At 63.7% G+C, this 25276-nt stretch carries 21 protein-coding genes; 8 read left to right on the top strand and 13 right to left on the bottom strand.

What is annotated here, in order from left to right; genetic code table 11:
- The first annotated feature begins 25 nt into the window (after positions 1-25).
- The 5 genes from NE850_RS29590 (at position 26) to NE850_RS29570 (ending at position 5548) form a co-directional block, all read left to right on the top strand.
- Positions 26-820 carry a crotonase/enoyl-CoA hydratase family protein gene (locus NE850_RS29590; protein WP_007178922.1) on the top strand — a complete coding sequence of 265 codons (795 nt, stop codon included), beginning with the start codon at positions 26-28 and terminating at the stop codon, positions 818-820.
- Between the two features lie 118 nt (positions 821-938).
- Positions 939-2495 (top strand): long-chain fatty acid--CoA ligase, encoded by a 1557-nt coding sequence (locus tag NE850_RS29585; protein ID WP_165187658.1) that lies wholly within the window; start codon positions 939-941, stop codon positions 2493-2495.
- Between the two features lie 145 nt (positions 2496-2640).
- Entirely contained in the window at positions 2641-3801 is a 1161-nt protein-coding gene (locus NE850_RS29580) for a CaiB/BaiF CoA-transferase family protein (RefSeq protein WP_310699765.1), read from the top strand.
- A gap of 42 nt (positions 3802-3843) precedes the next feature.
- Positions 3844-4593 carry an electron transfer flavoprotein subunit beta/FixA family protein gene (locus NE850_RS29575; RefSeq protein WP_007178925.1) on the top strand — a complete coding sequence of 250 codons (750 nt, stop codon included), beginning with the start codon at positions 3844-3846 and terminating at the stop codon, positions 4591-4593.
- 10 nt (positions 4594-4603) lie between these two features.
- A complete protein-coding gene (locus NE850_RS29570) occupies positions 4604-5548 on the top strand; it encodes an FAD-binding protein (protein ID WP_310699764.1) in 945 nt (314 codons plus the stop codon).
- A gap of 70 nt (positions 5549-5618) precedes the next feature.
- On the opposite strand, the gene NE850_RS29565 is transcribed toward NE850_RS29570, so the two are convergent.
- From NE850_RS29565 to NE850_RS29525, 9 genes are all read right to left on the bottom strand, one after another.
- Positions 5619-6695 (bottom strand): MBL fold metallo-hydrolase, encoded by a 1077-nt coding sequence (locus NE850_RS29565; protein ID WP_007178927.1) that lies wholly within the window; start codon positions 6693-6695, stop codon positions 5619-5621.
- A gap of 158 nt (positions 6696-6853) precedes the next feature.
- Complete coding sequence (locus NE850_RS29560) at positions 6854-7678, bottom strand: SDR family NAD(P)-dependent oxidoreductase (protein WP_007178928.1); 825 nt, start codon at positions 7676-7678, stop codon at positions 6854-6856.
- 25 nt (positions 7679-7703) lie between these two features.
- A complete protein-coding gene (locus NE850_RS29555) occupies positions 7704-8120 on the bottom strand; it encodes a MaoC family dehydratase (RefSeq protein ID WP_007178929.1) in 417 nt (138 codons plus the stop codon).
- Positions 8121-8132: 12 nt separating this feature from the next.
- Positions 8133-8573: a MaoC family dehydratase N-terminal domain-containing protein gene (locus tag NE850_RS29550; protein WP_007178930.1), complete on the bottom strand. Its 441-nt coding sequence runs from the start codon at positions 8571-8573 to the stop codon at positions 8133-8135.
- Positions 8574-8600: 27 nt separating this feature from the next.
- On the bottom strand, positions 8601-9785 hold the full coding sequence (locus NE850_RS29545) for a lipid-transfer protein (RefSeq protein ID WP_007178931.1): 1185 nt from the start codon (positions 9783-9785) through the stop codon (positions 8601-8603).
- A 31-nt stretch (positions 9786-9816) separates the two neighbouring features.
- Positions 9817-10956 carry an acyl-CoA dehydrogenase family protein gene (locus NE850_RS29540; protein WP_007178932.1) on the bottom strand — a complete coding sequence of 380 codons (1140 nt, stop codon included), beginning with the start codon at positions 10954-10956 and terminating at the stop codon, positions 9817-9819.
- A gap of 46 nt (positions 10957-11002) precedes the next feature.
- Positions 11003-12883, bottom strand: a complete 1881-nt coding sequence (locus tag NE850_RS29535) for a feruloyl-CoA synthase (RefSeq protein ID WP_007178933.1) — start codon at positions 12881-12883, stop codon at positions 11003-11005.
- 210 nt (positions 12884-13093) lie between these two features.
- Entirely contained in the window at positions 13094-15940 is a 2847-nt protein-coding gene (locus NE850_RS29530; RefSeq protein WP_007178934.1) for a LuxR C-terminal-related transcriptional regulator, read from the bottom strand.
- A 133-nt stretch (positions 15941-16073) separates the two neighbouring features.
- Positions 16074-16688: a DUF2889 domain-containing protein gene (locus NE850_RS29525; RefSeq protein ID WP_007178935.1), complete on the bottom strand. Its 615-nt coding sequence runs from the start codon at positions 16686-16688 to the stop codon at positions 16074-16076.
- 380 nt (positions 16689-17068) lie between these two features.
- Here NE850_RS29525 and NE850_RS29520 point away from each other — a divergent pair, with 380 nt between their 5' ends.
- Positions 17069-18232 (top strand): porin, encoded by a 1164-nt coding sequence (locus NE850_RS29520; RefSeq protein ID WP_007178936.1) that lies wholly within the window; start codon positions 17069-17071, stop codon positions 18230-18232.
- Positions 18233-18331: 99 nt separating this feature from the next.
- Positions 18332-18682, top strand: a complete 351-nt coding sequence (locus tag NE850_RS29515; RefSeq protein WP_007178937.1) for a BON domain-containing protein — start codon at positions 18332-18334, stop codon at positions 18680-18682.
- A 72-nt stretch (positions 18683-18754) separates the two neighbouring features.
- Here the strand turns inward: NE850_RS29515 and NE850_RS29510 are convergent, their stop codons facing one another.
- The 4 genes from NE850_RS29510 to NE850_RS29495 form a co-directional block, all read right to left on the bottom strand.
- The gene (locus NE850_RS29510; protein WP_007178938.1) at positions 18755-20176 is read right to left on the bottom strand and encodes an aldehyde dehydrogenase family protein; all 1422 of its coding nucleotides are present in this window, start codon (positions 20174-20176) and stop codon (positions 18755-18757) included.
- A gap of 34 nt (positions 20177-20210) precedes the next feature.
- Positions 20211-21131, bottom strand: coding sequence for a TauD/TfdA family dioxygenase (locus NE850_RS29505; protein WP_007178939.1), 921 nt, complete (start codon positions 21129-21131; stop codon positions 20211-20213).
- Between the two features lie 150 nt (positions 21132-21281).
- On the bottom strand, positions 21282-22982 hold the full coding sequence (locus NE850_RS29500; RefSeq protein ID WP_165187672.1) for a GMC family oxidoreductase: 1701 nt from the start codon (positions 22980-22982) through the stop codon (positions 21282-21284).
- 80 nt (positions 22983-23062) lie between these two features.
- Complete coding sequence (locus NE850_RS29495) at positions 23063-24352, bottom strand: MFS transporter (RefSeq protein ID WP_165187674.1); 1290 nt, start codon at positions 24350-24352, stop codon at positions 23063-23065.
- Between the two features lie 752 nt (positions 24353-25104).
- Here NE850_RS29495 and NE850_RS29485 point away from each other — a divergent pair.
- A partial coding sequence (locus tag NE850_RS29485) for an FAD-dependent oxidoreductase (protein ID WP_310699785.1) occupies positions 25105-25276 on the top strand: 172 nt, incomplete at its 3' end.

Here is a 25276-nt window from a genome sequence, read left to right as displayed (position 1 = left end):
AGCAGCGGAAACGATTAGACATCCTATGAGCCAATTTCTGAACTACGAACAGGACGAACACATCGTCACGCTGACGATGAACGAACCGGAACGGCGCAATCCGCTCACCGGCAACACGGCGGTGGAGGAGTTTCTGGCGGCGATCGCACGGATCGAAGCCGATCGTTCCGTGCGGGCCGTGATCCTGACGGGCGCCGGCACGGCGTTCTCGTCGGGCGGCAATATCCACGATATGGAGCGGCATGCGTCGGGCAGCATGCCTGGCATGGAGATTCGCCAGGACTACCGGCGCGGCATTCAGCAACTGCCGCTGGCGCTGTTCAATCTGGAGGTGCCGGTCATCGCTGCCGTGAACGGCGCGGCGATCGGCGCGGGACTCGATCTCGCCTGCATGTGCGATATCCGCATCGCGTCCGAACTCGCCAGATTCGCCGAGAGTTTCGTCAAGCTGGGCATCATTCCCGGCGATGGCGGCGCGTGGCTGCTGCCGCGCATCGTTGGTCTGTCGCGCGCCGCGGAGATGACCTTCACGGGCCAGATGATCGATGCGCAACAGGCGCTCGAATGGAATCTGGTTTCCCGCGTCGTGCGGCACGACGATCTGCTCATGATCGCGCAAGGTCTCGCGCGGTCGATCGCCGCCAATCCGCCTCACGCAGTGCGGCTGGCCAAGCGGTTGTTGCGCGAAGGCATGCATTGCCGGCTGGATACGCTGCTGGAAATGTCGGCAGCTTATCAGGCGCTCTCGCATCAAACGGCGGATCATCGCGAAGCTGTGTCCGCGTTCATCGAGAAACGGTCGCCGTCGTTCAATGGATAGAGCGGCCGGATCGTCCAGGTCCACGGCCTGAACCCATGCCATGCCCGCGTGCGCAAGGATCCCGCGAGGTCCGCGGCGCGGCTGCTTTTAACGCTCATACACAGCCGGGGAGACCAGCATGTATCTGACACAGGGCCTGCATCGCTCGCTGCAGCAGAACCCGGACCGGGTGGCGATTTCGTTCAAGGAGCGCCGGCGAACTTTTCGCGAATTCGCGGACCGGGTCGCGCGTCTGGCCGCCGCGCTGCGTGGGATCGGCATGACGGCGGATGACCGGGTCGGCATGCTCGCGCTCAATTCGGACCGCTACCTCGAATACGTAATGGGCGTGTGGTGGGGCGGTGGCGTGCTGAACCCGGTCAACATCCGCTGGAGCGCGGCGGAGATCGCTTATTCGCTGAACGATTGCGACACGCGCATCCTGATCGTCGACGACCGCTTCGCCGATATTGCACGCGAGGTGTGTGCGCTTGCCCGCACCCCACCGATCCTGATTCACGCCGGCGACGGCGCGGCGCCGCCCGGCATGCTCTCGTTCGACGCTTTGATCGCAACTGCGGCGCCGATGCCGGACGCCGGCCGTGGTGGTGCGGATCTCGCGTGCATCATGTACACCGGCGGCACGACCGGCTTTCCGAAAGGCGTGATGCAGACGCATCTGAACATCTGGTCGTCGTGCCTCATGCGGATTGCCGAGTCCGCGCCATTGCCCGGCAGCGCGGTGCTGCATGCGGCGCCGTTCTTCCATGTGGCGGGACTCGGGCGCGCGCTCGTGCAGTTCATTGCCGGCGAGGCGCACGTCGTCATTCCGGCTTTCGATGCGGGCGACGTGCTCAGGGCGATCGGCGAAGAGCGCGTGAGCGATACGCTGCTCGTGCCTACCATGATCCAGGCGGTGCTCAATCATCCCGACTTTGCCCGCACCGACCTGAGCAGCCTGAAGCGCCTCACCTACGGCGCGTCGCCGATCCCGGAAACGCTGCTGGACCGGCTGATCGAAGCGCTGCCCGGCATCCAGCTCGCGCATTCATACGGAATGACCGAGGCGTGTCCGAGCATTTCGGCGAACTCGCCTTCCAATCACGACGAAGCGGGCCGCAAGAGCGGCCTGTACCGCTCGATCGGTCGCGGCTTGCCGGGCCTGATGGTGAAGGTGGTCGGCAGCGACGGCGAGGAGGTGCCGCGCGGCACGGTCGGCGAGATTGTCGTACGCGGGCCGAACGTCATGGCCGGCTACTGGAGGAAGCCCGAAGAAACCGCGCAGGCCGTTCGCGAAGGCTGGCTGCATACCGGCGACGGCGCTTACATGGACGCTCAGGGTTATCTCTACATCGTGGACCGCATCAAGGACATGATCGTCAGCGGCGGCGAGAACGTTTACTCCGCCGAAGTGGAGAGTGTGATCGCGCGGCATCCCGCGGTTGCCGCGTGCGCCGTCATCGGCATTCCGCACGACACGTGGGGCGAAGCCGTGCACGCCGTGGTGGTATGCAAGCCCGGCGCGACACTCGCGGAAGAAGAGATTCGCGAGCATTGCCGCCAGGTCATTGCCGGCTACAAGTGCCCGAAGTCGGTCGAGTTCCGTGAGCAACTGCCGTTGTCGGGCGCGGGTAAGGTGCTGAAGCGCGCAATCCGCGCGCCGTATTGGGCCGGCAGGGCGCGAGCCGTCAACTAGGACGCCGCGCTACCCGGCCGGGGTGGTCCGGTTTCCCGCGCACTCTGGCTTACTTGTACTCAGGCCGTGCCGATCCAAAGATCGTTGCCGGCCATTAGCGGTGTGCAGGATACGCCGTCATGCAAAAACGGAGAGTGGAGGGACAATGGGTGTTTTGAGCGGTATTCGCGTGCTGGAATTCGAGGCTATCGGCCCGGGCCCTTTCGGCGCCATGTTGCTGGCCGATATGGGGGCGGACGTTTTGCGCATCGACCGGCCGCTTCCTCCCCAGGACCTGGGGCCGAAGACCAACGGCAAGCGTGCCGATGTCACGGGGCGCGGCCGTCGCTCGGTCACGCTCGATCTGAAGCAGCCGAAGGCGGTCGAGGCCGCATTGGATCTGATCTCGCGCGCCGATGTCGTGATCGAAGGTTTTCGCCCCGGCACGATGGAGCGTCTCGGGCTTGGACCGCAAGCCGCTCTGGCTCGCAATCCTCGGCTCGTGTACGGGCGCATGACGGGTTGGGGCCAAACGGGTCCACTCGCTGAGCGGGCCGGCCACGATCTCAACTACATTGCGTTGTCCGGTGTGCTGTCGGGCATCGGCCGCGCCGGTGAGCCGCCCGTGCCGCCGTTGAACCTCGTGGGCGACTACGGCGGCGGCGGCATGCTGCTGGCGTTGGGCGTGGTGGCGGCATTGTTCAATGTGCAGCGCGGCGGCGAGGGGCAGGTGGTCGACGCTGCGATGATCGAAGGTGCGGCGCAATTGGGTTCGGTGATCTGGGGGCTGCTCGCCTCGGGCAACTGGCGGGAAGAGCGCGCCAGCAATCTGCTGGATGGCGGCACCCCCTGGTACGACAGTTACCGCACGAAAGACGGCGGCTACATGGCGGTCGGCGCGGTCGAATCGCGCTTCTACGCGGAACTGCTGTCGAAGCTCGGCCTCGCGGAGGCGGGCCTGCCGGCACAGCACGATCGCAGCGGCTGGCCGGTATTGCGTGAACGATTTGCCGCGGCGTTCCTCACGTGCACGCGCGACGAATGGTGTGCGGTGTTCGAAGGCAGCGACGCGTGCGTCGCGCCGGTGCTGAGTTTCTCGGAAGCGCCCGCGCATCCGCAGCACCGTGCGCGCGGCAGCTTCGTCGAAGTGGCGGGCGTGGTTCAGCCGGCACCCGCGCCGCGTTTTTCCGCGACACCCTCGGCGATCGCGAAGCCCGCGCCGCAGCGCGGCGAACATGGGCTTGCCGCCTTGCGCGATTGGGGATTCGACGAGGCCGCTGTCGAACGCATGCGCGAACACGGCTTGGGTTATCGGCCTGAAGCGTAAGCGTCGTCAGAAAGGAAAGTTGGGCGACATAGGAGACAACAGATGAAAGTATTGGTCGCGGTGAAACGCGTGGTGGACTTCAACGTCAAGGTTCGGGTCAAATCCGACGGCTCGGGCGTCGAGTTGTCGAACGTCAAGATGAGCATCAATCCGTTCGATGAAATCGCCGTCGAGGAAGCGGTCCGCTTGAGGGAAAAGGGCGTGGTCAGCGAAGTGATCGCAGTGTCGTGCGGCACGAACGCCTCGCAGGAAACCTTGCGCACGGCAATGGCGATCGGCGCGGATCGCGGCATTCTGGTCGAAACAGACGCGCAGCTGCAGCCGCTCGCAGTGGCCAAGCTGCTGAAGGTGCTGGTCGACAAGGAGCAGCCGCAACTGGTGATTCTCGGCAAGCAAGCCATCGACAACGACTGCAACCAGACCGGCCAGATGCTGGCGGCGCTAGCGGGTTTTGCACAGGCCACGTTTGCGAGCCGGGTGGAACTGTCGAACGACTGCGTGACCGTCACACGTGAAATCGATGGCGGACTCGAGACCTTGCGGCTCAAGCTGCCGGCGGTGGTCACGAGCGATCTGCGCCTGAACGAGCCGCGCTATGCGACGCTGCCCAACATCATGAAGGCGAAGAAAAAGCCGCTGGATGTCGTCACACCGGAACAACTGGGCGTGGATGTCGCGCCGCGTCTGACCGCGCTCAGCACGACGGAACCGGCCGGGCGCAGCGCAGGCGTGAAGGTGCCCGACGTCGCGGCGCTGGTCGCGAAGCTGAAGAACGAAGCGAAAGTCATCTGAGGGAATCGATATGACTGCATCCAATCAAGTGCTGGTCGTGGCCGAACACGACCAGGTTTCGATCAGAACGGCCACGCTGAACACGGTTGCGGCCGCGCTTCAATGCGGCGCCGAGGTTCATGTGCTCGTGGCTGGACATGACGCGGTCGGCGCGGCGAAAGCCGCCGGCGCGATCGGGGGCGTCGCGCGCGTCCTGCATGCGGACGCGCCGCAACTCGCTAACGGTCTCGCCGAAAACATCGCGGCTCAGGTTGTCGCGTTGGCCGCCGGTTACAGCCACATCCTGTTTCCGGCCACCAGCGCAGGCAAGAACGTCGCTCCGCGTGTCGCGGCGCTGCTCGACGTGGCGCAAGTCTCGGATATCGTTCGGGTCATGAGCCCGGACACGTTCCAGCGTCCTGTCTACGCCGGCAATGCGCTGGTGACGGTGCAAAGCCGCGATCCGGTGAAGGTGCTGACCGTGCGCGCGACGGGGTTCGATGCCGTAGCGGCCGTAGGCGGTGCGGCTCAGATTGAAACACGTGTAGCGGTAGCGGACAGTGGTCTGTCCACCTTCGTCGAACGCGTGGTCGCGAAAAGCGACCGGCCCGAACTCGGTGATGCGCAGATCGTCGTGAGCGGTGGCCGTGCGCTCGGCAGCAACGAGAAATTCACCGAAGTCCTCACGCCGCTTGCCGACAAGCTCGGTGCCGCGCTCGGCGCGAGCCGCGCGGCGGTCGATGCGGGGTTCGCGCCGAACGACTGGCAAGTCGGTCAGACGGGCAAGATCGTCGCGCCGCAACTGTATGTGGCGTGCGGTATCTCGGGCGCTATCCAGCATCTGGCGGGAATGAAGGATTCGAAGGTTATTGTCGCGATCAACAAGGATCCGGAGGCACCGATTTTCAGCATTGCCGACTACGGGCTGGAAGTCGATCTGTTCGATGCGGTGCCGCAACTGGTCGACGCGATCTGAGCTGTACTGACAGAGCACATTGGAGAAAACGGGGCATCGCCGCGGCGCGCAGCGATGCCCCTTTGCATTGTTACGACACCAGCGAATACCAGTTCGTCCCATCATCGCGAAGTTCGCGTTGAACTTCGCCACGTCCGATCAGATAGTTCAGGCATGCCAGGCTTTCACCCGTCGCGAGGCTCATTTGCGACATATCCTCTTCGCCGACCTTGCGCGCAAATAGCGCCCCGAACACGTCGACGGCGCGCCGAGGTTCGCCGAGCGCTTGCCGCAACCGGTCGAGGCTGCGATCCTGGCTGCGTCGCAGATGATCCAGCCGCGCGTGCAGGCCGTGGAAGCAGTCGTTATGGGCCGGCAGCACGAGCACGTCGTCCGGAACCTGCTCCTTCAGCTTTGCAATCGACGCATACCAGCCCGCCATCGGATTGGCGTCCGGTTCGAGCGGATACACCGATACATTCGATGAGATTCGCGGCAGTACCTGGTCGCCGGAAATGAACAACTTCAGTTCGGGACAATACAGACACGCGTGCTCAGGCGAATGGCCGGTGCCGACGATCACACGCCACGCGTGCCGGCCAATCGCGATTTCCTCCGCGTCATGCAGGCGCCGGAAGCTGTCCGGCAGTGCGTGAATATGCTGCCCGAAGCGGCCGAAGCGTGCGCGATAGACCTCGATTGCCGCCGTGCTCCAGCCTGCGCGACGGTAGAAGTCCACGCCGTCGGCGGGCGCCTCGCGACCGGTGTCCGACGCGGCAACACGGCAATTGAGGTATTCGAGGCGCGTCATCCACAGCCGACAGTCGAAAGTCCGCGTGAGCCAGCCCGCCATGCCCACGTGATCGGGGTGCATATGCGTGACGAAAACGCGCGTGACAGGGCGCGTCAGCGAAGACTCGCTGCAAAAGCGGCGCCATAAGGCTGTTGCCGCATCCGTGCGCGCGCCTGTGTCGACGATAGCGCAGCCTTCGCCGTCCGCGATCGTCCACACGTTGATGTGGTCGAGCGAGTAGGGCAGCGGCATGCGAATCCAGCGTACGCCTGGCGCCACCTCCAGCGCGTTTCCGCAGGTTGGAGGCGGATCGAAGGGATAGCTCACGGAAGGCGGCGCATTGCCGGCTTGCGTGACGAGGGTGTGATCGGTCATGGTTGGTTTGGCTCCGGAAGGCATCGGCCAACTGACGAGGCGAGTGGGCGGCGGCGCGAAGCCTGCGCGCCCGGTAGTCGAAAAGTGCAAACGCCGGCATGCGGTTCGACGCATGCCGGCGAAGACAGGATCCCGGTGGAACGCCGGGACCACGTGAACTACTGCAGATTACCCGCGACCGCGATGGTTTGACCGGTGATGTAGTTCGATTCGGGCGAGCAGAACAGGTAGACGCCGCCCGCTGCTTCTTCGGGCGTGCCGCCGCGACCGAGCGGATTGCGCTGCGCGTGCATCTTGAGGGCCTCGGGATTGACGCCCACTCGAATGTCGCGTCCTTCGATCTTCACGGTCGCGCCCGCATGCGCATCGGCGGTCGTCATGCGGGTATGGATCAGGCCGAACGCGACGCAGTTGACGTTGACGTTGAAGCGCCCCCACTCACGGCTCAGTGCGCGCGTCATGCCGATCACGCCGGCCTTGGCCGAAGAGTAGTTCATCTGTCCGGCGTTGCCGTTGAGTGCGGAGGTCGACGAGATGTTGACGATCTTGCGGTACACGTCGCGGCCGGCCTCCTTGTCGGCGGCGTGAAGGGCTTTCACATGCGGATAGGCGGCGCGCAGGATGCGGAACGGCGCGGTCATGTGGCAGTCGATGATTGCGTACCACTGTTCGTCGGTCATCTTCTGGATCACGTCGTCCCACGTGTAACCCGCATTGTTGACGATGATGTCGATGCCCTTGTACGTGCTCATCGCCGTATTGATGAAGCGATCGGCGAAGTCCGGCGCGCCCACGTTGCCGACGCAGGCCACGGCTTCCGTGCCCATTTTCCTCAATGCTTCGACCGTTTCGTGCGCCGGGTCGGCGTCGAGGTCGTTAATGACGAGGCGTGCGCCTTCGCTCGCCAGTTTCTCGGCGATCGCACGGCCGATGCCGCGACCCGAACCGGTGACGAGCGCCACTTTGCCGTCAAGCTTTCCCATTTCCTGTCTCCTTGATTGATACGGATTACAAGGCGATCACAGCGTCGCCGAGGACGCGCGGTTCGCCATATTGATTGGCCGTTTGAATCTCCACTTTCACGCGGCGCTCGCCTTCGGCCTCGAACTTCTCGACGACCCGGCCACTGCACGTGATCCGGTGTCCGAGATGCGTGATGCCGACAAAGCGCACGCCGAATTGCCGCAGTTGCCGCTGATCGACCCAGGCGTTCAGCAAACGGCCGAGGTACGCCATCGACAGCATGCCGTGAGCGAATACGTCCGGCATGCCGCTGCGGCGCGCGAAGTCGAGGTCGATGTGGACCGCGTTGTGATCGCCCGAAGCGCCGGCAAAGAGCGCTAGCGTCGTGCGGTCGATGGGCGCGAGCGTCAGCGGCGGCAGCGTGTCGCCGACCTTGACCTCGTTGAAGCTCGATGTGCTCATTCGTGTCTCCTCTCAGCCGTTGCGGTGTACCAGCACGCTGCGCATGTCGGCCACATGCTCGCCTTTCTGGTTGGTCACGCGTGTCTCGCGCACCACGAAATCGAGTGCGCCGCCTTTCTTGTCGTAAATGTCGGCGATGCGGCATTCGAACAGCAGCACGTCGCCGGCGTAGGCCATCCGGTGATAGGTGAATGACTGTTCACCGTGCAGAATGCGCGCGACCTGAATGCCGATCTCGTCGCGCCAGCTTTTGTCCGGCTGCTCCAGTTCGAGTGAGAACAGAAAGGTGGGCGGCAAGGGCAGATTCGGGTGGCCCGCGTCGCGGGCCGCGGATTCGTCGAAGTAGACCGGGTTGGTTTCGCCGGTTGCCTTGGCGAAGAATCGCAACCGACCCGCTTCGGCCACGGTGCGAAACGCGGGAATCACTTTGCCGATGTGTTTTTTATCGATCATGTCGGGCACTCCGTGGGAAGCGGCGCATCAGGCGGCCTTGTAGACGGTCGTGACGCACGCTCCGCCGAGTCCCAGATTGTGAGCAAGCGCGACCTTCGCGCCTTCCACCTGGCGTTGCTCGGCAGTGCCGCGCAATTGATGCGTCAGTTCGTAGCACTGCGCGAGACCGGTGGCGCCCAACGGATGCCCCTTCGACAGCAAGCCGCCCGACGGGTTGACGACCCATTTGCCGCCATACGTGTTGTCGCCGTCGTTGACGAGCTTTTCAGCTTCGCCTTCCGCGCACAGACCCAGACCTTCGTAGGTCAGGAGTTCGTTCTGCGCGAAGCAGTCGTGCAGCTCGATCACGTCGATGTCTTCCGGTCCGACGCCGGCCTGCTCGTAAGCGAGCTTCGCGCCCGCCCGCGTCATGTCGAAGCCGACCACGCGGATCATGTCGCGCGTGTCGTAGGTGCTGGGCTGGTCGGTGGTCAACGACTGGCCGGCGATCAGCACATCCGTGCGCAAGCCGCGCTTGCGGGCGAATTCCTCCGACACCACGATTGCCGCGGCTGCGCCGCAGGTCGGCGGGCAGGCCATCAGACGCGTGAGCACGCCTTCCCAGATCATTGGCGACGCCAGCACCTCTTCCGGCGTCACGACAGTGCGGAACACGGCGAGGGGATTGCGCGCGGCATGCTGGCTGGCCTTCGCGCGAATCTTCGCGAACGTTTCGAGCTTCGTGCCGTACTTTTCCATGTGGGCGCGGCCAGCGCCGCTGAACTGGCGAATCGCGCCCGGCAGGTCGGTGCGGTCCACCAGTTCGTTGACCAGATTCAGCGCGCGTTCGAGCGCTGGCGCACGATCGCTCCACTTCGACGACAGCGCGCCCGGCTGCATGAATTCGAAACCCACCGCGAGCGCGCAATCGACCGCGCCGCTTTGCACGGCCTGACGCGCAAGGAACAAGGCCGACGAACCCGTCGCGCAGTTGTTGTTCACGTTGATGACAGGAATGCCGGTCATGCCGACGTGATAGAGCGCTTTCTGACCACAGGTCGAATCGCCATACACATAGCCGGCGTAGGCCTGCTGCACGTCCGCGTAATCGATTCCGGCATCGGCCAGTGCTTCGCGCACGGCGCCCGCGCCCATCACGTCGTAGGGGTCGCTGGTTCCGGGCTTTTTGAACGGAATCATGCCGACGCCGGCGACGAACACGTTACGAGTCATATCACTGCTCCTTGGAAATGGAATGTTCGAATTACAGCTTGCGGGAGATGAGGTCGCGCATGACCTCGCTCGTGCCGCCATATATACGGTTGACGCGTGCGTCGGCGAACGCTCGGGCCACCGGGTACTCCAGCATGTAGCCGTAGCCGCCGTGCAGTTGCACCATGTCGTCGAGTGCCTTGCCGAGCGATTCGGTCGCGAACAGCTTGGCGATCGCCGCTTCTTCCAGAGTGAGACGCCGGCGCACGTGCTCGGCGAGGTAGTGGTCGACCAGCACGCGCACGGCGGTTGCCTGCGCCTTGATGTCGGCCAGCTTGAACTTCGTGTTCTGGAAGTCCCACACGGTCTGATTGAAGGCTCTGCGGTCCTTGACGTAGTTGATCGTGTGCTCGAGGCAGGCTTCGAGTTTTGCGGCGGCGCCGATCGCAATCGAGAGCCGCTCCTGCGGCAGTTCGCCCATCAGGTAAGCGAAGCCCTTGCCCTCTTCGCCGAGACGATTGCTCACGGGAACGCGCACGTTGTCGAAGAACAGCTCGGCAGTGTCCTGCGAGTGCATGCCGACCTTGTCGAGCTTGCGGCCACGGCGGAACCCCTCGCGGGTCGCCTCGACGACGATCAGGCTGACGCCCCTGGAGCCTGCGCTGGGATCGGTCTTGCAGACCAGGATGATCAGATCGGCGTTCAGGCCGTTGCTGATGAAGGTCTTGCTGCCGTTGATCACGTACTCGTCGCCGTCGCGCAAGGCGGTGGTGCGTATCGCCTTCAGATCGCTGCCGGTGCCGGGCTCGGTCATGCCGATCGCGAGGATTGCTTCGCCGGTACACGTCTTCGGCAGCCACTTCTGCTTCTGCTCCTCATTGCCGATGCGAGCGATGTATGGGGCGATGATGTCCGAGTGCACGCCGAAGCCGAGACCGCTCAGGCCGGCGCGATTCACTTCCTCGTTGAGAATCGCCGCGTGGCCGAAGTCGCCGCCGCCACCGCCGTATTCCGTCGGCAACGTGAGGCACAGCAAACCCTCGCGGCCCGCCTTTAACCATGTATCGCGGTCGACGCGGCCGGCCTTGTCCCATTCGACCTGTCTGGGAGCGCACTCCCGCTCCAGGAAGCGACGCACCGTGGTGCGCAGCATTTCATGATCGTCACGAAAAACGGTACGGGTAATTTGCATCACTAAATTCCTGAGAATGAGATCGGCATAAGGTCGGCGGACGGTGTTATCGCGCGCGGGCGATATGCACCGCAGGTTCTGGATGGTAGAGCTGTTCGATCAGATGGGCGCGGCGCGCGCGGGTCACGGCCTGATTCACGTAGCCTTTTTCGGCGATTTCATTGGCGTCGATCGAAGGAGGCTCGGCCATCAGCATCACGCGTTCGATCGTCCGGCTGGCGCCGCCGCCCTGGTGGCCGGCGAGACGTTCGCGCAGCGCGGCGACCACGACCGGATGCTCGACCAGCGCCGCCGCTTCGAGCTCGGCGAGTTCGGGTGCGAGGCGCCGGCAGGCAGCCACGTTCGGCCAGGCGAGCGCCGCGAGAAATTCGTGGTCGTGGCCGCAGATCACCGCGTCTGAGATGAGCGGGGCGCACAGGTCGAGCAAGCCGAGCCGGACCGCGCCGGTTCGCACCCAGGTGCCGTTCGTCAGCTTGAAGTCTTCGACCACCCGCCCGGCGAAGAGCAGGCCCTCGGCCGGGTCTTCCGGATTCGCGAGGCGCACGGCATCGCCCAGGCGGAAGTAGCCTTCCTCGTCGAAAGCGGCGGCGGTGAGCACTGCATTGCCGATGTAGCCGGCAAACACATTCGCGCCGCGCATGCGGATTTCGTAGCGGCCGTCGCCGCCTTCGAGCGGCAGGAGCTTCACTTCGGAGCCCGGCACCGGGCCGCCGATGTTGCCGAGATCCGTTGCGGGCCAGCCGCAATAGGTGCCCATGCCGCTCGTCTCGGTGCAGGCGAGGCCCGTCGAGAAGACGATGCGTTTGCCGATCGTCTCCACCGCCACACGCTGGATACGGTGCCACACGTCTGTCGGCAAACTTGCGCCGCCGTAGCCGAAATACTGCACATTGGCGAACAGGCTGCGGGCGAGCACGGGGTCGCGTTCGAGTTCGCCTGCCAGCACGGCCCATGCGGACGGAACGCTGGTGAAAACCGTAGGCGACACTTCACGCAGGTTGCGAACGGTGCGCTCGATCAGACCGGGCAGCGGGCGGCCGTCATCGATATAGTGAGTCGCGCCGAATTGTACGGAGCGCCCGATGTTCAGGACGCCGCCGAGGCCGTGATGCCACGGCAGCCAGTCGAGAAACACCGGCTGCGATTCCCGCAGCCAGCCGAGATTGTCGGCGTAATAGGCGGCGACTGCCCTGAGGTTGCTATAAGCAAGCGGCACGCCTTTCGGCGTTCCGGTCGAGCCCGACGTGAAGAGGACGCGGACGGTATCGCTCTTGCGGATGGCGGCATGCGCCGCGGCAACGGCGGCGGCGCGCGCTGGGGTCATGTCGGCGGCAAGCAGGTCGGCCCATGCGTGTTGGGAGAGTTGGACGTTGCGTGCGGCGATGACAGGCGTTGCCGCCAATTCGTCGATTGCGAGCGCGCGTTCGAATGCTGCCGCATCCTGCACGAACACGGCCGCAGGCGGCACCAGTTCGAGCACGCCTTTCAGGCGTGCGAAATTTTTGCTGAGCGTGGAGTAGGCCGGCGAAACCGGTGCGGCAGGAATCCCTACATACTCGGCTGCGAGCAGAAGTACCGCCTGTTCGATCGAATTGCCCGAGAGCAGGACTAGCGGGCGCTGCTGGCCGAGGCCCATCTCCAGCAAGCAGGCAGCCACCGTTTGCAACTGATGCCACAGTTCGCGCCAGCTGATCGTGCGCCAGGCACCGCTGCTGTCGCGTTCGCAGAATGCCAGACTATCGCCGCGGCGCTCGGCCCATTCGGGGACGAACGCCGCGAAGCTGTTCTGCGCGATGTCGGGCGGCGGACTGGCGGAGCTCAGCATCAACGTGCCGTCGGGGCGGCGTTCGACGAGCGGGCGCCGTTCCGGAAAGCGTACGGGACGGTAAGGGGCTGCGGTGTATTCACTAGCCATGAGCGTAGTCATTACGCTTGTCTCCTGAGCTTCAGCGCGCGCGACGGCGCGCACCGGCGTTGGTTGTGTGAGGCGCGCCTGCCGTGAACGGCTGCGCGACCCCTTGACTTATAGGATAGTGGCTCGTGGCCAGGAGCGAACCACCCGAGGTGGGTAGCGAGGAGGGATGGAGCAGAACGGTGAGGAACCACCCGTGCCGAGCACGCGAAGACGTGGGGTGCGTCAGTCCGTCTCTTCGCCGGCAACGGAGGCCGAGCCCAGTTCGAGATCGCGTACGCGTGCCACCGCCTCGTCGCGGCTCGTCACGCTGAGCTTGCCGTAGATGTTCTTCAGATGCCACTTGACGGTCTCAGGCGAAATGCCGAGCGTGCGTGCAATCTTCTTGTTCGGCAACGCTTGCGCAAGCAGGCCGACGACCCGGGCCTCGCGCTCGCTCAACGTTTCGGCGGCAGCGGGCGGCGCGCTTCGGTTGGCGGGTTTGACGGCCGGCTCCGCTCCGCTGGACGAAGCGGCCTTCTGCGCCGCGTTCAGCCGGCTCACATAGAAGGACAAAACCGGATCGTGCGCTTCGCCTTGCACCACTGCGGTAATAAGATCCAGCGCGCCGGGATCGGCGTCGAGCAGGCTGCGCACGAGGCCCAGCCGGTGACCTCGGCGCAACGCGGCGAGCACGGCTTCGCGCGCGGCGTCGGCCCGGCCGCGGCGCGCATCGACCACGGCAGCTTGCATCTGGAAGTGCGCGATGTGCCGTTGCCAGCCGCGCGCCTCGCAGAATGGGATCAGCGCCTGAAGACGGCCTGCGGCGCCCTCGAAATCTTCGTGGGCGATGCTCCAGTTGATGTGCGAGCTCTCCGTCATGGCGTGGATTTCCGCCGAGGTGCCGGTCGCAGCGTCCGTCACGGTGCCCGCCGCACGCGCCGCGATCATGTCGAGCCGGGCGAGGCCGGCCTCCGCCGCATCGAACTGACCGCTCAGCAGATGCCGATGAATCTGCTCGGTCACGCTATGGGCGATGAGCCGAGGCAAACCGTATTGCGTCGCGTATTCTTCGAGGCGTTCGAGATAGGCGAACGCATCGAGGTGGTGTCCCTCTGCCCAATGGACCGCTGACAGCACAGTCAGGACACGCAATACGGAGTCCGGAATGGACACGCGTTCGAGCACGTCGACGCGATCCTCCAGAAGTTTGCGGGCCGCCTCCAGTTCGTTGAATTCGTACAGCACTTCGCCGAGGAGTGCCGCCGCGAAACATGCGGCTTCGGCGGCGGCGCTGCCGCGTTGATCCGCCTCGAACAGAACGTCGCGGCTGATGCGCTCCACCTGAATGAACTTGCCCTCCAATGCATAGCTGAAACCTGCAATGCAGCGGCCGTTCAGCATGCCGGCCGAAGTGCCCATGAGCGGTACGCCATCCACGAGAAGTTGCGGCGCCTCGCTCTGAACGCGCCGCGCTTCATCGTATTCACCGCGGCGCATGTGAATCCATGACAGCAGGTTGTTGCGCCCGCCCACGGCGAGGCTGTCGGCGTGCGCGGGGATTTGCCGCAGGTGCGGCAACACCGATATCGCTTCGTCCGTATCGTCGCGCTGGACGGCGAGGGCCGCCTGCAACAGGATGAGCCGATAGCGCGAATGCGTATCGCCTTCGGGGATGTCGGCGTGCAGGCGCGCGATAGCCGCGGCGCAGGCGTCGAATTCGCGCGCATACAGTTGCAGATGCAACATCCACAAGCGCAGTCCGATGCGGGCTTGCACTTCGGCGAGCGGGAGCAGACGTATCAGCCCGACCAGCTTGCGCAGATCGCCCTCGATCTGCATGGTCCGGGCAACGCGCAGCACTAGATCGGCGGCTGCCGCAGGCTCGCCCGCGAGTAAGGCGTGCCGCACGGCGTCGTCGTGCTGGCGGTGGTCGCGAAACCAGAGCCACGCCGCCAGATGCACCTCGCGCTGATGCAGTTCGCTGCGTGCCCGAAAACGCTCGAGCAGCGTCTCGCGAAAGAGCGGGTTCAACCGATACCACGTCTCGCTACCGGAACTCTCGATCGGCGCGATGAACAGATTGTCGTTTTCCAGTCTTGTGAGCAGCGCGCGTACTTCGGCAGGCGATTGCCCGTCGCCGATCAACGCGATGCACAGCGGCGCGCATACCCGCGCGCAGCTCGCCATCCTGACCAGCATTTCCACCTCGGAAGGCGCGAGGCGCGACAACACTTCGCGTTCGAAATACGCCGCAAACCCGCGAGCGTCCAGAAGTTGGGCGTTCGCGAGCGGGTCGGACTGCGCGAGGTCCGTTGTGCCTTGCCTCTTTCTTTTCAGACGCATCGCGAAGAGTTGCAGTCCCGCCACCCAGCCGTCAGTCAGCTCGTGCATGTGACGTGCTTCGCGCTGGCCGATCTCGCCCAACTGCGCCCTGAGGAAGGCGTCGGATTCGGCGGCCGTGAAACGCAGGTCGCGTATGTCCAGTTCCAGCACGAGGCCCTGGTCGCGTGGACGTCCGAGCGACAGGGGCACCGTGCCACGCGAGACGAGCACGAGATGGAGATTCGCCGGCGCGTAGTCGAGCAGCCATTGCAATGCTTCGTGATTGCGGGCATTGGCAACGTGATGCAGGTCGTCCAGCACCAGCACGACATCGTTCGAATGGGTAGCAATGCCGCGTACAAGGGCGATGATCGTGCGTTCGACCGCTTCGTCGTCCATGCCGCGGCCGCCTAGCAAGGCCGCTTCATGGCACATCGCCGGGTCGACCTGGGCGAGGCTGGCGACGAGGTAGTCGAGAAAGTGCGCGAGTTCGTTGTCTTCCGGCGCGAGTGTCAGCCAGGCGATATCGAAACCGAGCGAAAGCAAGGCCTCGCGCCACGCGATCAGCAGGCTCGTCTTGCCGCAGCCGGCGGGGCCCTGGAGGACGACGCAACGGTTGCGCCGGGAGTCGAGTAGCTGGGTCAGCAGACGTTCTCGTGCGACGACGCGGGCGGTATCGCGCGGCGGAATCAATCGGGGATCGGCTCGGGATTCCGCGGCGCCGCGTTGGGAGCGGCGTGGGTCCACGGGAGGGGAATTCTGCGGCATCGTGACCTGCGCCTTGCGCGCCCCGGCTTCGCGCCTGGTCGGCGTGGGCCAAAGGACGAAATGATAACCGGCATATTGTAGCGCAGCGCAGGTAGCGTTTTCACGTTCAGCGGGGGAGTGTCTTCCCGGATCATCAACGGTCTGGCGGCCGCGTCGCCTCGGCAGCGAGCGCGTCGCCTCGCGCCGGTTCCTGTTTGCGCCGCGACACGAATTGCACGACGTCGCCGCCCGCGCGCCATGCGTAACAGGTGTCGACCATTGGATGAGCCTGAGCGCTGCCTGCCGCGTCTGCGGACTCGCTCGTGGCGGGCGCTGCCTTGCGCCACCCCATCAATGTCTGGATCGCCGTCGTGGCAATGGGGCCGAGCAGTTCGGTCAGATGCGTGCAGCCTTTCGGACCGGAAAGGCGGCTCTTGACCTCTTTCATGAACCCCGCGCCGATGGTCACGCCTTCGAGACGGGCATACGCCTCGTTGATTTCCGTGCAAAAGCGGCTCGGCGAGGAGTCCGTATGAGCCTCGATGCGATGGATCAGGAGGTTTGAATCGATCGTGACCACGATGCGCATGTCGTGAATCGGCGAGCCGGCCGGCACGGTCTTGAAGAGCAGGTCTGAATCTTCGGCCTTCGTATCGCGGATGTGGCCTTCGATGTCGAACAGGCCGTCGCTTCGTTCGAAGCCGATGCACTCGATACGCCGGGTATGCACGACCCGCCGCGTTGAACGATCCGATGGGATGGCAGACATGGATATCTCGCTTGCTGAAGCAATCATTTGATTGATGGAAGACGGATCAGGCCGGGCTCTCGTTGAAACAGGGCATTGCATGTGTCTGCGCGAGGCTCGTGTCGGCCCTGGGTGATCGATATCACAGAGCCTATTTGAACGCCGAATCCCAGCCGCCCCCTGCGTCGGGGGGGAAGGTTCGATGTGTATCGCTACCTCCTTTCATCGCTCGGGGTATTCCCGTCCCCCCTCCGTTTGGGTAGGTGATCTGCCCGGACGTCCCTGCAATATGGGCTCGCAACGACCGACCGGACTATTGCCGGCCGTCGTCCCGGCGGACATATGCATGAGTTGATTTACCTGTGTCCGTCGGACACGGCAAACACAAAGAGGAGACATGCATGCGTTTCATGAGTCAGAGTATTTGCGGGGCAACATTGATTCTCGCCGCCGGAGGAGCGGCGGCTCAATCGAGCGTGACGCTGTACGGGGTAGCGGACGTGTTCGTCCAGTACCTGGATAATGGCGGAAAACATTCGTATTCCGAACGAAGCGGCGGCTCAACCGGTTCCCTGTTCGGCCTGAAGGGGAGCGAAGACCTCGGTAACGGGCTGAAGGCTGTGTTCGACGTCGAAACCGGCTTCAACATCAACAACGGAGCGTTTTTTGCCGACAGCTCGGCGATGTTCTACCGGCAGTCGTGGGTGGGACTCAAGCACGATTCCTATGGCCAGTTGAGCTTCGGCCGTCAGTATCAGCCGAGCTTCTGGGCCGTCTACTTCACCGATCCGTTCCGCGGCAACGAGGTGATGTCGCCGCTGGCAGCGGCCGACCTCGCCAGCGCAACCGATCGCTCCACGCTCGCAACGCAGTACGTGTCCGGACGCACCAGCAATTCGATCTTCTACACGTCGCCCGACATGAGAGGCGTGCATGTCTACGCCATGTACGGGATGCCGACCACGGTGACGCAACCCGTGCCGGTTCGGTCCGGCGCGATGGTCGACCTGGCTGCGAGTTATTCCGGCTATGGTTTTTACGCCGGTGTCGGTTATCAATATCAACACGGATCGCAGGAGAGCGCGCCGCTGGTGCCCAGTGCCCCGACGCTGCTCACCACATTCGACCTGATGGGCACGGAGCACTTCACCGGCGCGCTGGCATACCGGGTGGGCATCGTGAACTTCCAGTTCAACTATTCGTATAACCGGCCAAAGGATGCGCCGGCAGGTGCGATGGTCACCGTCACGCCGGCCGTCAGGTTGCCGCTTGCTTCGCTGGTTCACTCGTACAGCATTATCGAACTGGGTGCGACGATCCAGGCCACGCCAGCGGACGTGATCGAAATCGCCGCCATTGAACGGGACGTGCGTGGGGTCCACGACAATACGCCGGGTATCGAAGTCGGCGTCGACCACAGCCTCTCCAAGCGTACGAGTCTTTACATGCGCGCGGGCTACCTGAAGAACAACGGCACGGCGAACATGAGCTGGCCTGGCGTCACGGGCGTGGCCACCGGTTCGAAGCAGATTCTTGCGGTGCTCGGCATGACGCATCGTTTCTAACTACGGTACGCGTTCGGGACAGACGCCGCCTGGCGGCGTCGTTCGGGAGCGCTGTCGTATCTGTTTTCGACGTTCCGATACAACAACAGGAAAACATCGATGAATCAAAACAAGGTATTCACACGGGTGGGTGGGGTGCTGCTCGTTCTGGCGTCGGTTAACGCGCAGGCGCAGGGCAGCGATGCGGTCCCTGCATCAGGCCGCTCGTATGCATCGGACGTGAAAGCCATCAAGGCCGCTGATCATGCGCTTCAGAAGAGCGTGGTTCGCGCGCTGAGCAAAACGAAAGGGCTGAGGGCCGCCACGATTACGGTGCGAGCGCACAACGGCGTGGTGATACTGGAAGGAACCGTGCCAGAACAGGCGCAGGTCGCTCTGGCGACTCAGGCCGCTGAAGGCGTGGAAGGCGTAAAGTCGGTGACGAACGCCGTGACGTTATCCACGTTGTAAAAGCATCTCAAGCTTTCCCGCAATGACCCCGGGGCCTGCTCATGATGATGAGCAGGCCCTTTGCACAGATTCCTAGCCCGTCACCGATTTGCACTCGAGAAATTCGGCCAACCCTTCCCGGCCATACTCCCGCCCGTTCCCGGATGTCTTGTAGCCGCCGAAGGGAACCGTAATGTCGAGCATCGCGCCATTGATTCGCACCGATCCCACGCGCAGGCGCGCAGCCACGCGGCGCGCCCGGTCGGGATTACTGGTGGCGATATAGCCCGCAAGACCGTATTCCGTGTCGTTGGCGATCGCAATGGCGTGTTCCTCGCCGTCGTACGGAATCATCACGAGCACCGGTCCGAAAATTTCCTCGCGGGCGATCTTCATGCCGTTGCTGACATCCGCGAAGACGGTTGGGCGCGCGTAAAAGCCCTGTGCAAATCCTTCCGGCTTGCCGGGACCGCCGGCAATCACGCGAGCGCCTTCCTCGATACCGGTCCGGATCATGTGCTGGACTTTCTCGTATTGCGCGCGGTTCGAGATCGGGCCCATCCTGGTGGCCGGGTCCGCTGGATCGCCGACGACGATCCCATTGGCCACCTCCGCAGCAATCGCAATGGCGTTGTCGTATCGTTCGCGCGGCACCAGCATGCGGGTCGGTGCGACACAGGTCTGTCCGGAATTGACCATGCACTGCATCACGCCGCTTGTCACTGCCTGTTGCAAATCGGCGTCGTCGAGAATCAGCAGGGGTGACTTGCCGCCGAGTTCCTGGGCTACGCGCTTGACCGTGAGCGCGGCGCTCACGGCCACTTCGACGCCGGCGCGTGTCGAGCCGGTAATCGATACCATATCGACGTCGGCATGCGACGACAGCCGCGCGCCGACCACACGTCCCTCACCGAAGATCATGTTGAATACGCCGGGCGGCGTTCCCGCTGCGTGCATGATTTCCGCGAAGATGACAGCGTCCAGCGGAGCGATTTCGGAAGGCTTCAGCACGACGGTGCAACCGGCGGCGATGGCCGGCGCGACTTTGGCGGCGATCTGATTCAACGGCCAGTTCCACGGCGTGATCAGTGCCGCGACGCCCACCGCTTCGCGGCGCACATAGCTCTTTTCGTGATGAGTCTCGAACTCGAAATGGCGCAGCGTTTCCAGTGCGGCTTCGAGTTGCGAGAGGCCGATTGCGGCCTGCAGATGCCTGCACAGCGTGATGGGCGCACCGATCTCGATGCGGACCGCCTCGGCGATGTCGTCGAGCCGTGCGCGATAGCATTCGACGATCCGCTCGAGCAGCGCGACCCGTTCGGCGCGGCTCGATTCCGACCAGGCCGGAAAGGCGGATCGCGCCGCGGCGACGGCACGATCCGCATCTTGCGCCGTTCCCATTGCGAGGTGTCCGGTCAGCGTTTCGGTGGCCGGATTGACGATATCCGTCTGCGTGCCGCCGGCAGACGGCTCGACCCATTGGCCGCCGATGTAGAAGGTGTTCAACGTTTTCATTGCGTTTCCTCAGGTTCTTCGGGGCGCATCGAACTCACGCTGCGACCGGATGATCGCCGATCACCGTCGCACGCATCATGTGACGCGGTGCCGGGAAATAGTCCTGGACCGCGTAGTGCTGACACGAGCGGTTGTCCCAGAAGGCGATCGTGTTCGGACGCCACTTGAGACGCACCTGATATTCCGGCGCCTGGGCCTGGCGGAACAGATACTGCAGCAGATCTATTTCGGCGAGCTTGTAGTCGAAGCCGACGCGATATTCCCTGGCGGTCAACTGGCCGTAGTTCGACAGATGAGTGGTGAACGCCTCGTTGACGTAGAGGATCTTCTCGCCGGTTTCGGGGTGGACTCGCACAACCGGATGCTCGACGGGCGGAAACTTCGCGCGCATTGCCGCGTGCTGCTCCTTGGGCACCGCAATACCGAATAGCGGGAGGACGTCGTGGACCGCATTGAGGCCGGCGATTCTTGTCTTCACGTCGTCGGGCAGATTGTCATAGGCCGCTACCATGTTGATCCACATGGTGTCGCCGCCGACCTCCGGGCATTGCACGCATCGCAACATGGAGCCCATCGACGGAATCTCGCGCCACGATACGTCAGAGTGGTACAGGTTTTCGCGGCCGCGCTTTGTATCGTTACGGCCGAGTATCACCAGTTCCGGGTGCTCGGGATGATGGGGAAACGCGGGATGGATCTCCAGTTCACCGAATCGCTTCGCCATCGCGACGTGCTGCGCCGGCGTGATGTCCTGGTCGCGGAAGAACAGCACCTTGAACTTCAATAGTGCGCGGCGCAGTGCAGCGTAGGTTTCGTCGTCGAGCGGATCGCGCAGATCGACGCCGCGAATCTCCGCACCGATGGTCGGCGTGTAGCGTTCGACGGCGAACGGCCAGGTGTCGTCGGAATCGGCGCGCACCACTGTCGAATCGGGTGCGCTCTCTGTTGCTTGCATGTCATGTCTCCATTTGTCTGGGCCCGCATATGCCGGGGAATATAGGGCTCGCGGCGGTGGGGGCGGTTTCACAGGCGGACGCGATTCGCGTATGCCGGATCCTTTTCGTGCGTTGTTGTCACTGGCGGGTTTAACGAACGGAACGGCACGCTATCGGTTGTCGGCGCGGTTGTCGGCGCGGATCAGATCGGCGGCTTTTTCGCCGATCATGATGGCGGGCGCATTCGTGTTGCCGCCGATCAGCGTCGGCATGATCGACGCGTCGGCTACGCGCAGCCCTTCGATGCCGTGCACACGCAGGCCCGGGTCGACCACGGCCATTGCGTCGATGCCCATCTTGCACGTGCCGACCGGGTGAAAGACGCTGTCGGCGTGGCTGCGCACGAACGCCCGGATCGCCTCTTCGTTCGAATCGTCCGGTCCGAAATCGTCCGTCAGCAGTTCCTTTCCGCCCGCTTCGGCCAGCGCAGGCTGCGCAAAGATACGGCGAACGATTCTGACGCCGGCGACCAGCGCGTCCATGTCGGCCTCTGCTGACAGAAAGCGCGGATCGATCGACGGTGCGTCGCGCATGTCCGCGCTACGCAGACGCACATGACCGCGGCTCTGCGGACGCAAGATATAAGCATGGCAGGAGTAGCCATGTCCGAGCTTGCTACGTTTCGCCACAGTGCGATTACCGAGCAGAGCGAGAACGAAGGCTAGCTGCAGGTCCGGGACGGCCAGGTTGGGGCGGGTCTTCACAAAGGCGCCTGCCTCCGCGAAATTGGAACTGACCATGCCGCTGCGGTCGCGCCGATAACGCCACATGCCGGATGCGAGCCGCAGAAGGCCGCCCGCTGAGTAGCCGTAGAGGTCGTTAGACTTGACCTGTTTGTTGACGATCACATCGAGGTGATCCTGCAGATTTTCGCCGACCCCGGGCAGATCCTGTATGACATCGATACCGTGGCTGCGCAGATGCCCGGCCGGTCCGATGCCCGAAGCCATCAGCAGTTGCGGCGAATTGAAGGCGCCGCAACTGAGCACGACTTCGCGCCGGGCCCGCACCGTCTGCTCGATGCCGGCACGCACCACGCGCACGCCGCGCGCGCATTTGTCCTCGACGACGAGGCGAAGTACCTGGGCGTCCGGAAGAACATCGAGGTTCAGGCGGCCGCCGTTCAGGTCTGGATCTTTCGCATTGCCGTTGTGCAGGTAGGCACGCGCGGCATTCCAGCGTTCGCCGTTGAATTGCGTGACCTGATAAAGGCCGGCGCCTTCCTGCTCCGCGCCGTTGAAGTCCGAGTTAAGCGGCAATCCCGCTTGCAGGGCGGCGTTCACGAAACGATGAGAGAACGGGTTGGGCGAACGCAGGTCGCTGACATGCAGCGGGCCGTGGCCACCGTGCCACGGATCGTCGGTGCGTCCGGCGTGGCGCTGGTTGCATTCGCTGCGGCGGAAGTAGGGCAGCACGTCGTCATAGCCCCAACCCGTACAACCCAGGGCCGCCCATTCGTCGTAGTCGTTGCGATGTCCGCGAACGTAGACCATGCCATTGATCGACGAACTGCCGCCCAGGCCGCGTCCGCGCGGCTGAAATGAAGGGCGTCCGTCAAGGCCGGGCTGGCGTTCCGTGTAGTACGCATAGTTGCGCGGACCGGCTTTTTGCACGGTAGATGCCAGACCTATCGGCACCCATACGCTCAGGTGGTGGTCATGCGGACCCGCCTCGAGCAGAGCGACCGTGACCGACAGGTCTTCCGCCAGTCTGGCGGCTACGGCGCAGCCCGCAGAGCCTGCGCCTACGACGACGTAATCGTACTCTGCTGCGATCATTGTGCTCTGAGCGTTGTTACCAGGTCTGATCATGGCGCCTCTGTTGATTGGAAGGAATTTGCGCATGCGCAGCGGCTGTTGCCCTTATCTGCGCCGACTTGGCCAGATGCGCATCAAGCTGCGGCTTGCGTGGCAAAGTGATTGAGTGTTCTGTGCGAGCGATCGGGATGAAGCCAGCGCAGCGCGGCGACGGAGGCAGCGATGAGCAGTACGGCGCTGACCGTGAAACCGAGTTCGTACGCGTGACTATTGCCGCCGCCATAGACCTGTACGATCCGTCCCATCACGGCCGGAGCGAATGCGGCGCCAAGACTTGCGAGTGCCGTGTGGATGGCGACGAGCGATCCGCGCTGGGTGTCCGGGACCATTTCGGCGAGCAGCGCGGGGGCCAGCGTAAAGCTCAGAGTGGGCAGCGCGCCCGCGATCGCGAGTAGCGCTACTTTCTGTAATGGCGGCAAGTGAAGCAGCATGAGGGTGATATACAACAACGCCCCGGCAACCGCCGACAGACAGATCAGATGGACGCGTGCCTTGCGCGTGGATACGCCGCGCCCGAGCATGCGCTGCGATAGCCAGCTCAGACCCACGTTGACCGGCGTCGCAGTCGCGACCACGACGGCGAAGCAACGACCCGCTTCGACGCCGTTGAATCCGAGGCCTTTCTCGAGGTAGGTGGGTATCCAGGTCAGGCTCAGACCCAACGTCCAGTAGGCGGTGAATCCGAGTGCGAACACGGAGAGGACAGAGCGGTCCGTGAGGATTCTCCGATAGGGCAATCGGGACACATGGATTCGCACGATCGGTGCGGCCTGCTGCCTGCCGAGTCCTCCTTCTCGCCCGAAACATGCCCACAATACGCTCCACGCCGCGCCTATCGCGCCGAGCAGCAGAAAGTTCATGCGCCATCCCCACTGTCTCGTGACGAGCGGAATCAGCAGACCGGCGAGTAGCATGCCGAAGGCCGCACCCTGGTTGATGATCGCGACAGGCAGATTGCGTTGCCGGTCGGGGAACCACTTGTACAGCGCATGCACGGAAACCGGAAACGCCGGGCCTTCGGCAGCGCCCAGGATCACGCGGCAGATGAGAAGCCCTAGTGCGCTCGTCGCCATTGCTTGCGGCAACTGGAGTGCCGCCCAGCTCAGGCCCATTGCCAGCAATAACCAGCGAGTCTGGAAGCGGTTCGAAAGAAATCCCACCAGGACGGTGGAAATGGAAAAGAGCCAGAAGAAGCTGCCGGCGACAAGCCCGAATTTCTCTGGTGATAGATGCAGCTCAGCGGTCAATGGCACTGCCACCAGTCCGAGCACGATCTTGTCCAGGAAATTGATGAGGGCGAGCCCCGTCAGCAGGAAGGTCATTGTCCACGCGGACTTTGCCTGGAAATCAGGGGATGCGGTCATAGGTTGTCTCCTGTAGTCCTGTTGCCGGCGGGTATCGCTGTTCCTGCCGGGAATGCGGACTTTGTAGCGCCACGGTAAAGGGTGGGCGTGAGTGGGCAACCACCCGGAACAGGTAGGCTAGGGAAAACCTTGTTGCCGCGGATCGCGAAATGTCCGGTTGGTAGTGCCGGCATTGCCGCTGAAGGCGGGCGTTCTACTCCACTGGGGTGGTGGCATTGGGAGAGCGTTGTCTTACTGTCGTCCCTGGAAGCATTGGGCGGGATCGTGGTTCAGTCGGCGATCCTGGGGCTCCGGCGGATGATGGTCGTGGCTCGCATCCTTGTCAGTTGGTATGGGAGGAGAGGCAGTGAATACCCGGGAAACGTCGTTGCGCCGTCTTGTGGAAAGGTGGTTCGGACCAGATTCGCAGATGCGGGCACGCGTCACGCTTTTCAGTCACTCCCGGGCGAGCCGGTGGCGTTACGTGTGTGTGGAGTCAAGGCGGGCGACCGGTGAACTGTCGATCTTCTTCTTCCGCCATGACGATGGTTCGTGGTCCGTATTCCCCCCGCAGACAACGCGGCCGACGATGAATGTGGCGCACATGCCGGATTTGCGTGGGGCGACAGGTGGGATCGCATCTATGGGTTGACTGGTTGACGGCCGGTCGACTCGATGCGACTTTCGCGGATCGACGCGTTCAAGCAATTCGCCCAAGCGCGGCATTCTGCTGTTTCATCAATTAGAAAATATTGGAGATCGGTGCTGTGTCAATCCCGACATTCCTGGGTGACGATGAACTCGCCCGCGAAGCAATCGAATACGACGTCGTGATCGTCGGCGGCGGCCCGGCCGGGCTGTCCGCGGCGATCCGCCTGAAGCAGCTGGCGGCGGAACAAGGCGCTGAAATTGGCGTGTGCGTACTGGAAAAAGGCTCGGAGATCG

It is taken from the genome of Paraburkholderia sp. USG1, assembly GCF_031570135.1.
GTDB lineage: Bacteria > Pseudomonadota > Gammaproteobacteria > Burkholderiales > Burkholderiaceae > Paraburkholderia > Paraburkholderia dioscoreae.
This window is presented reverse-complemented; position numbering and strand designations above follow the sequence as displayed.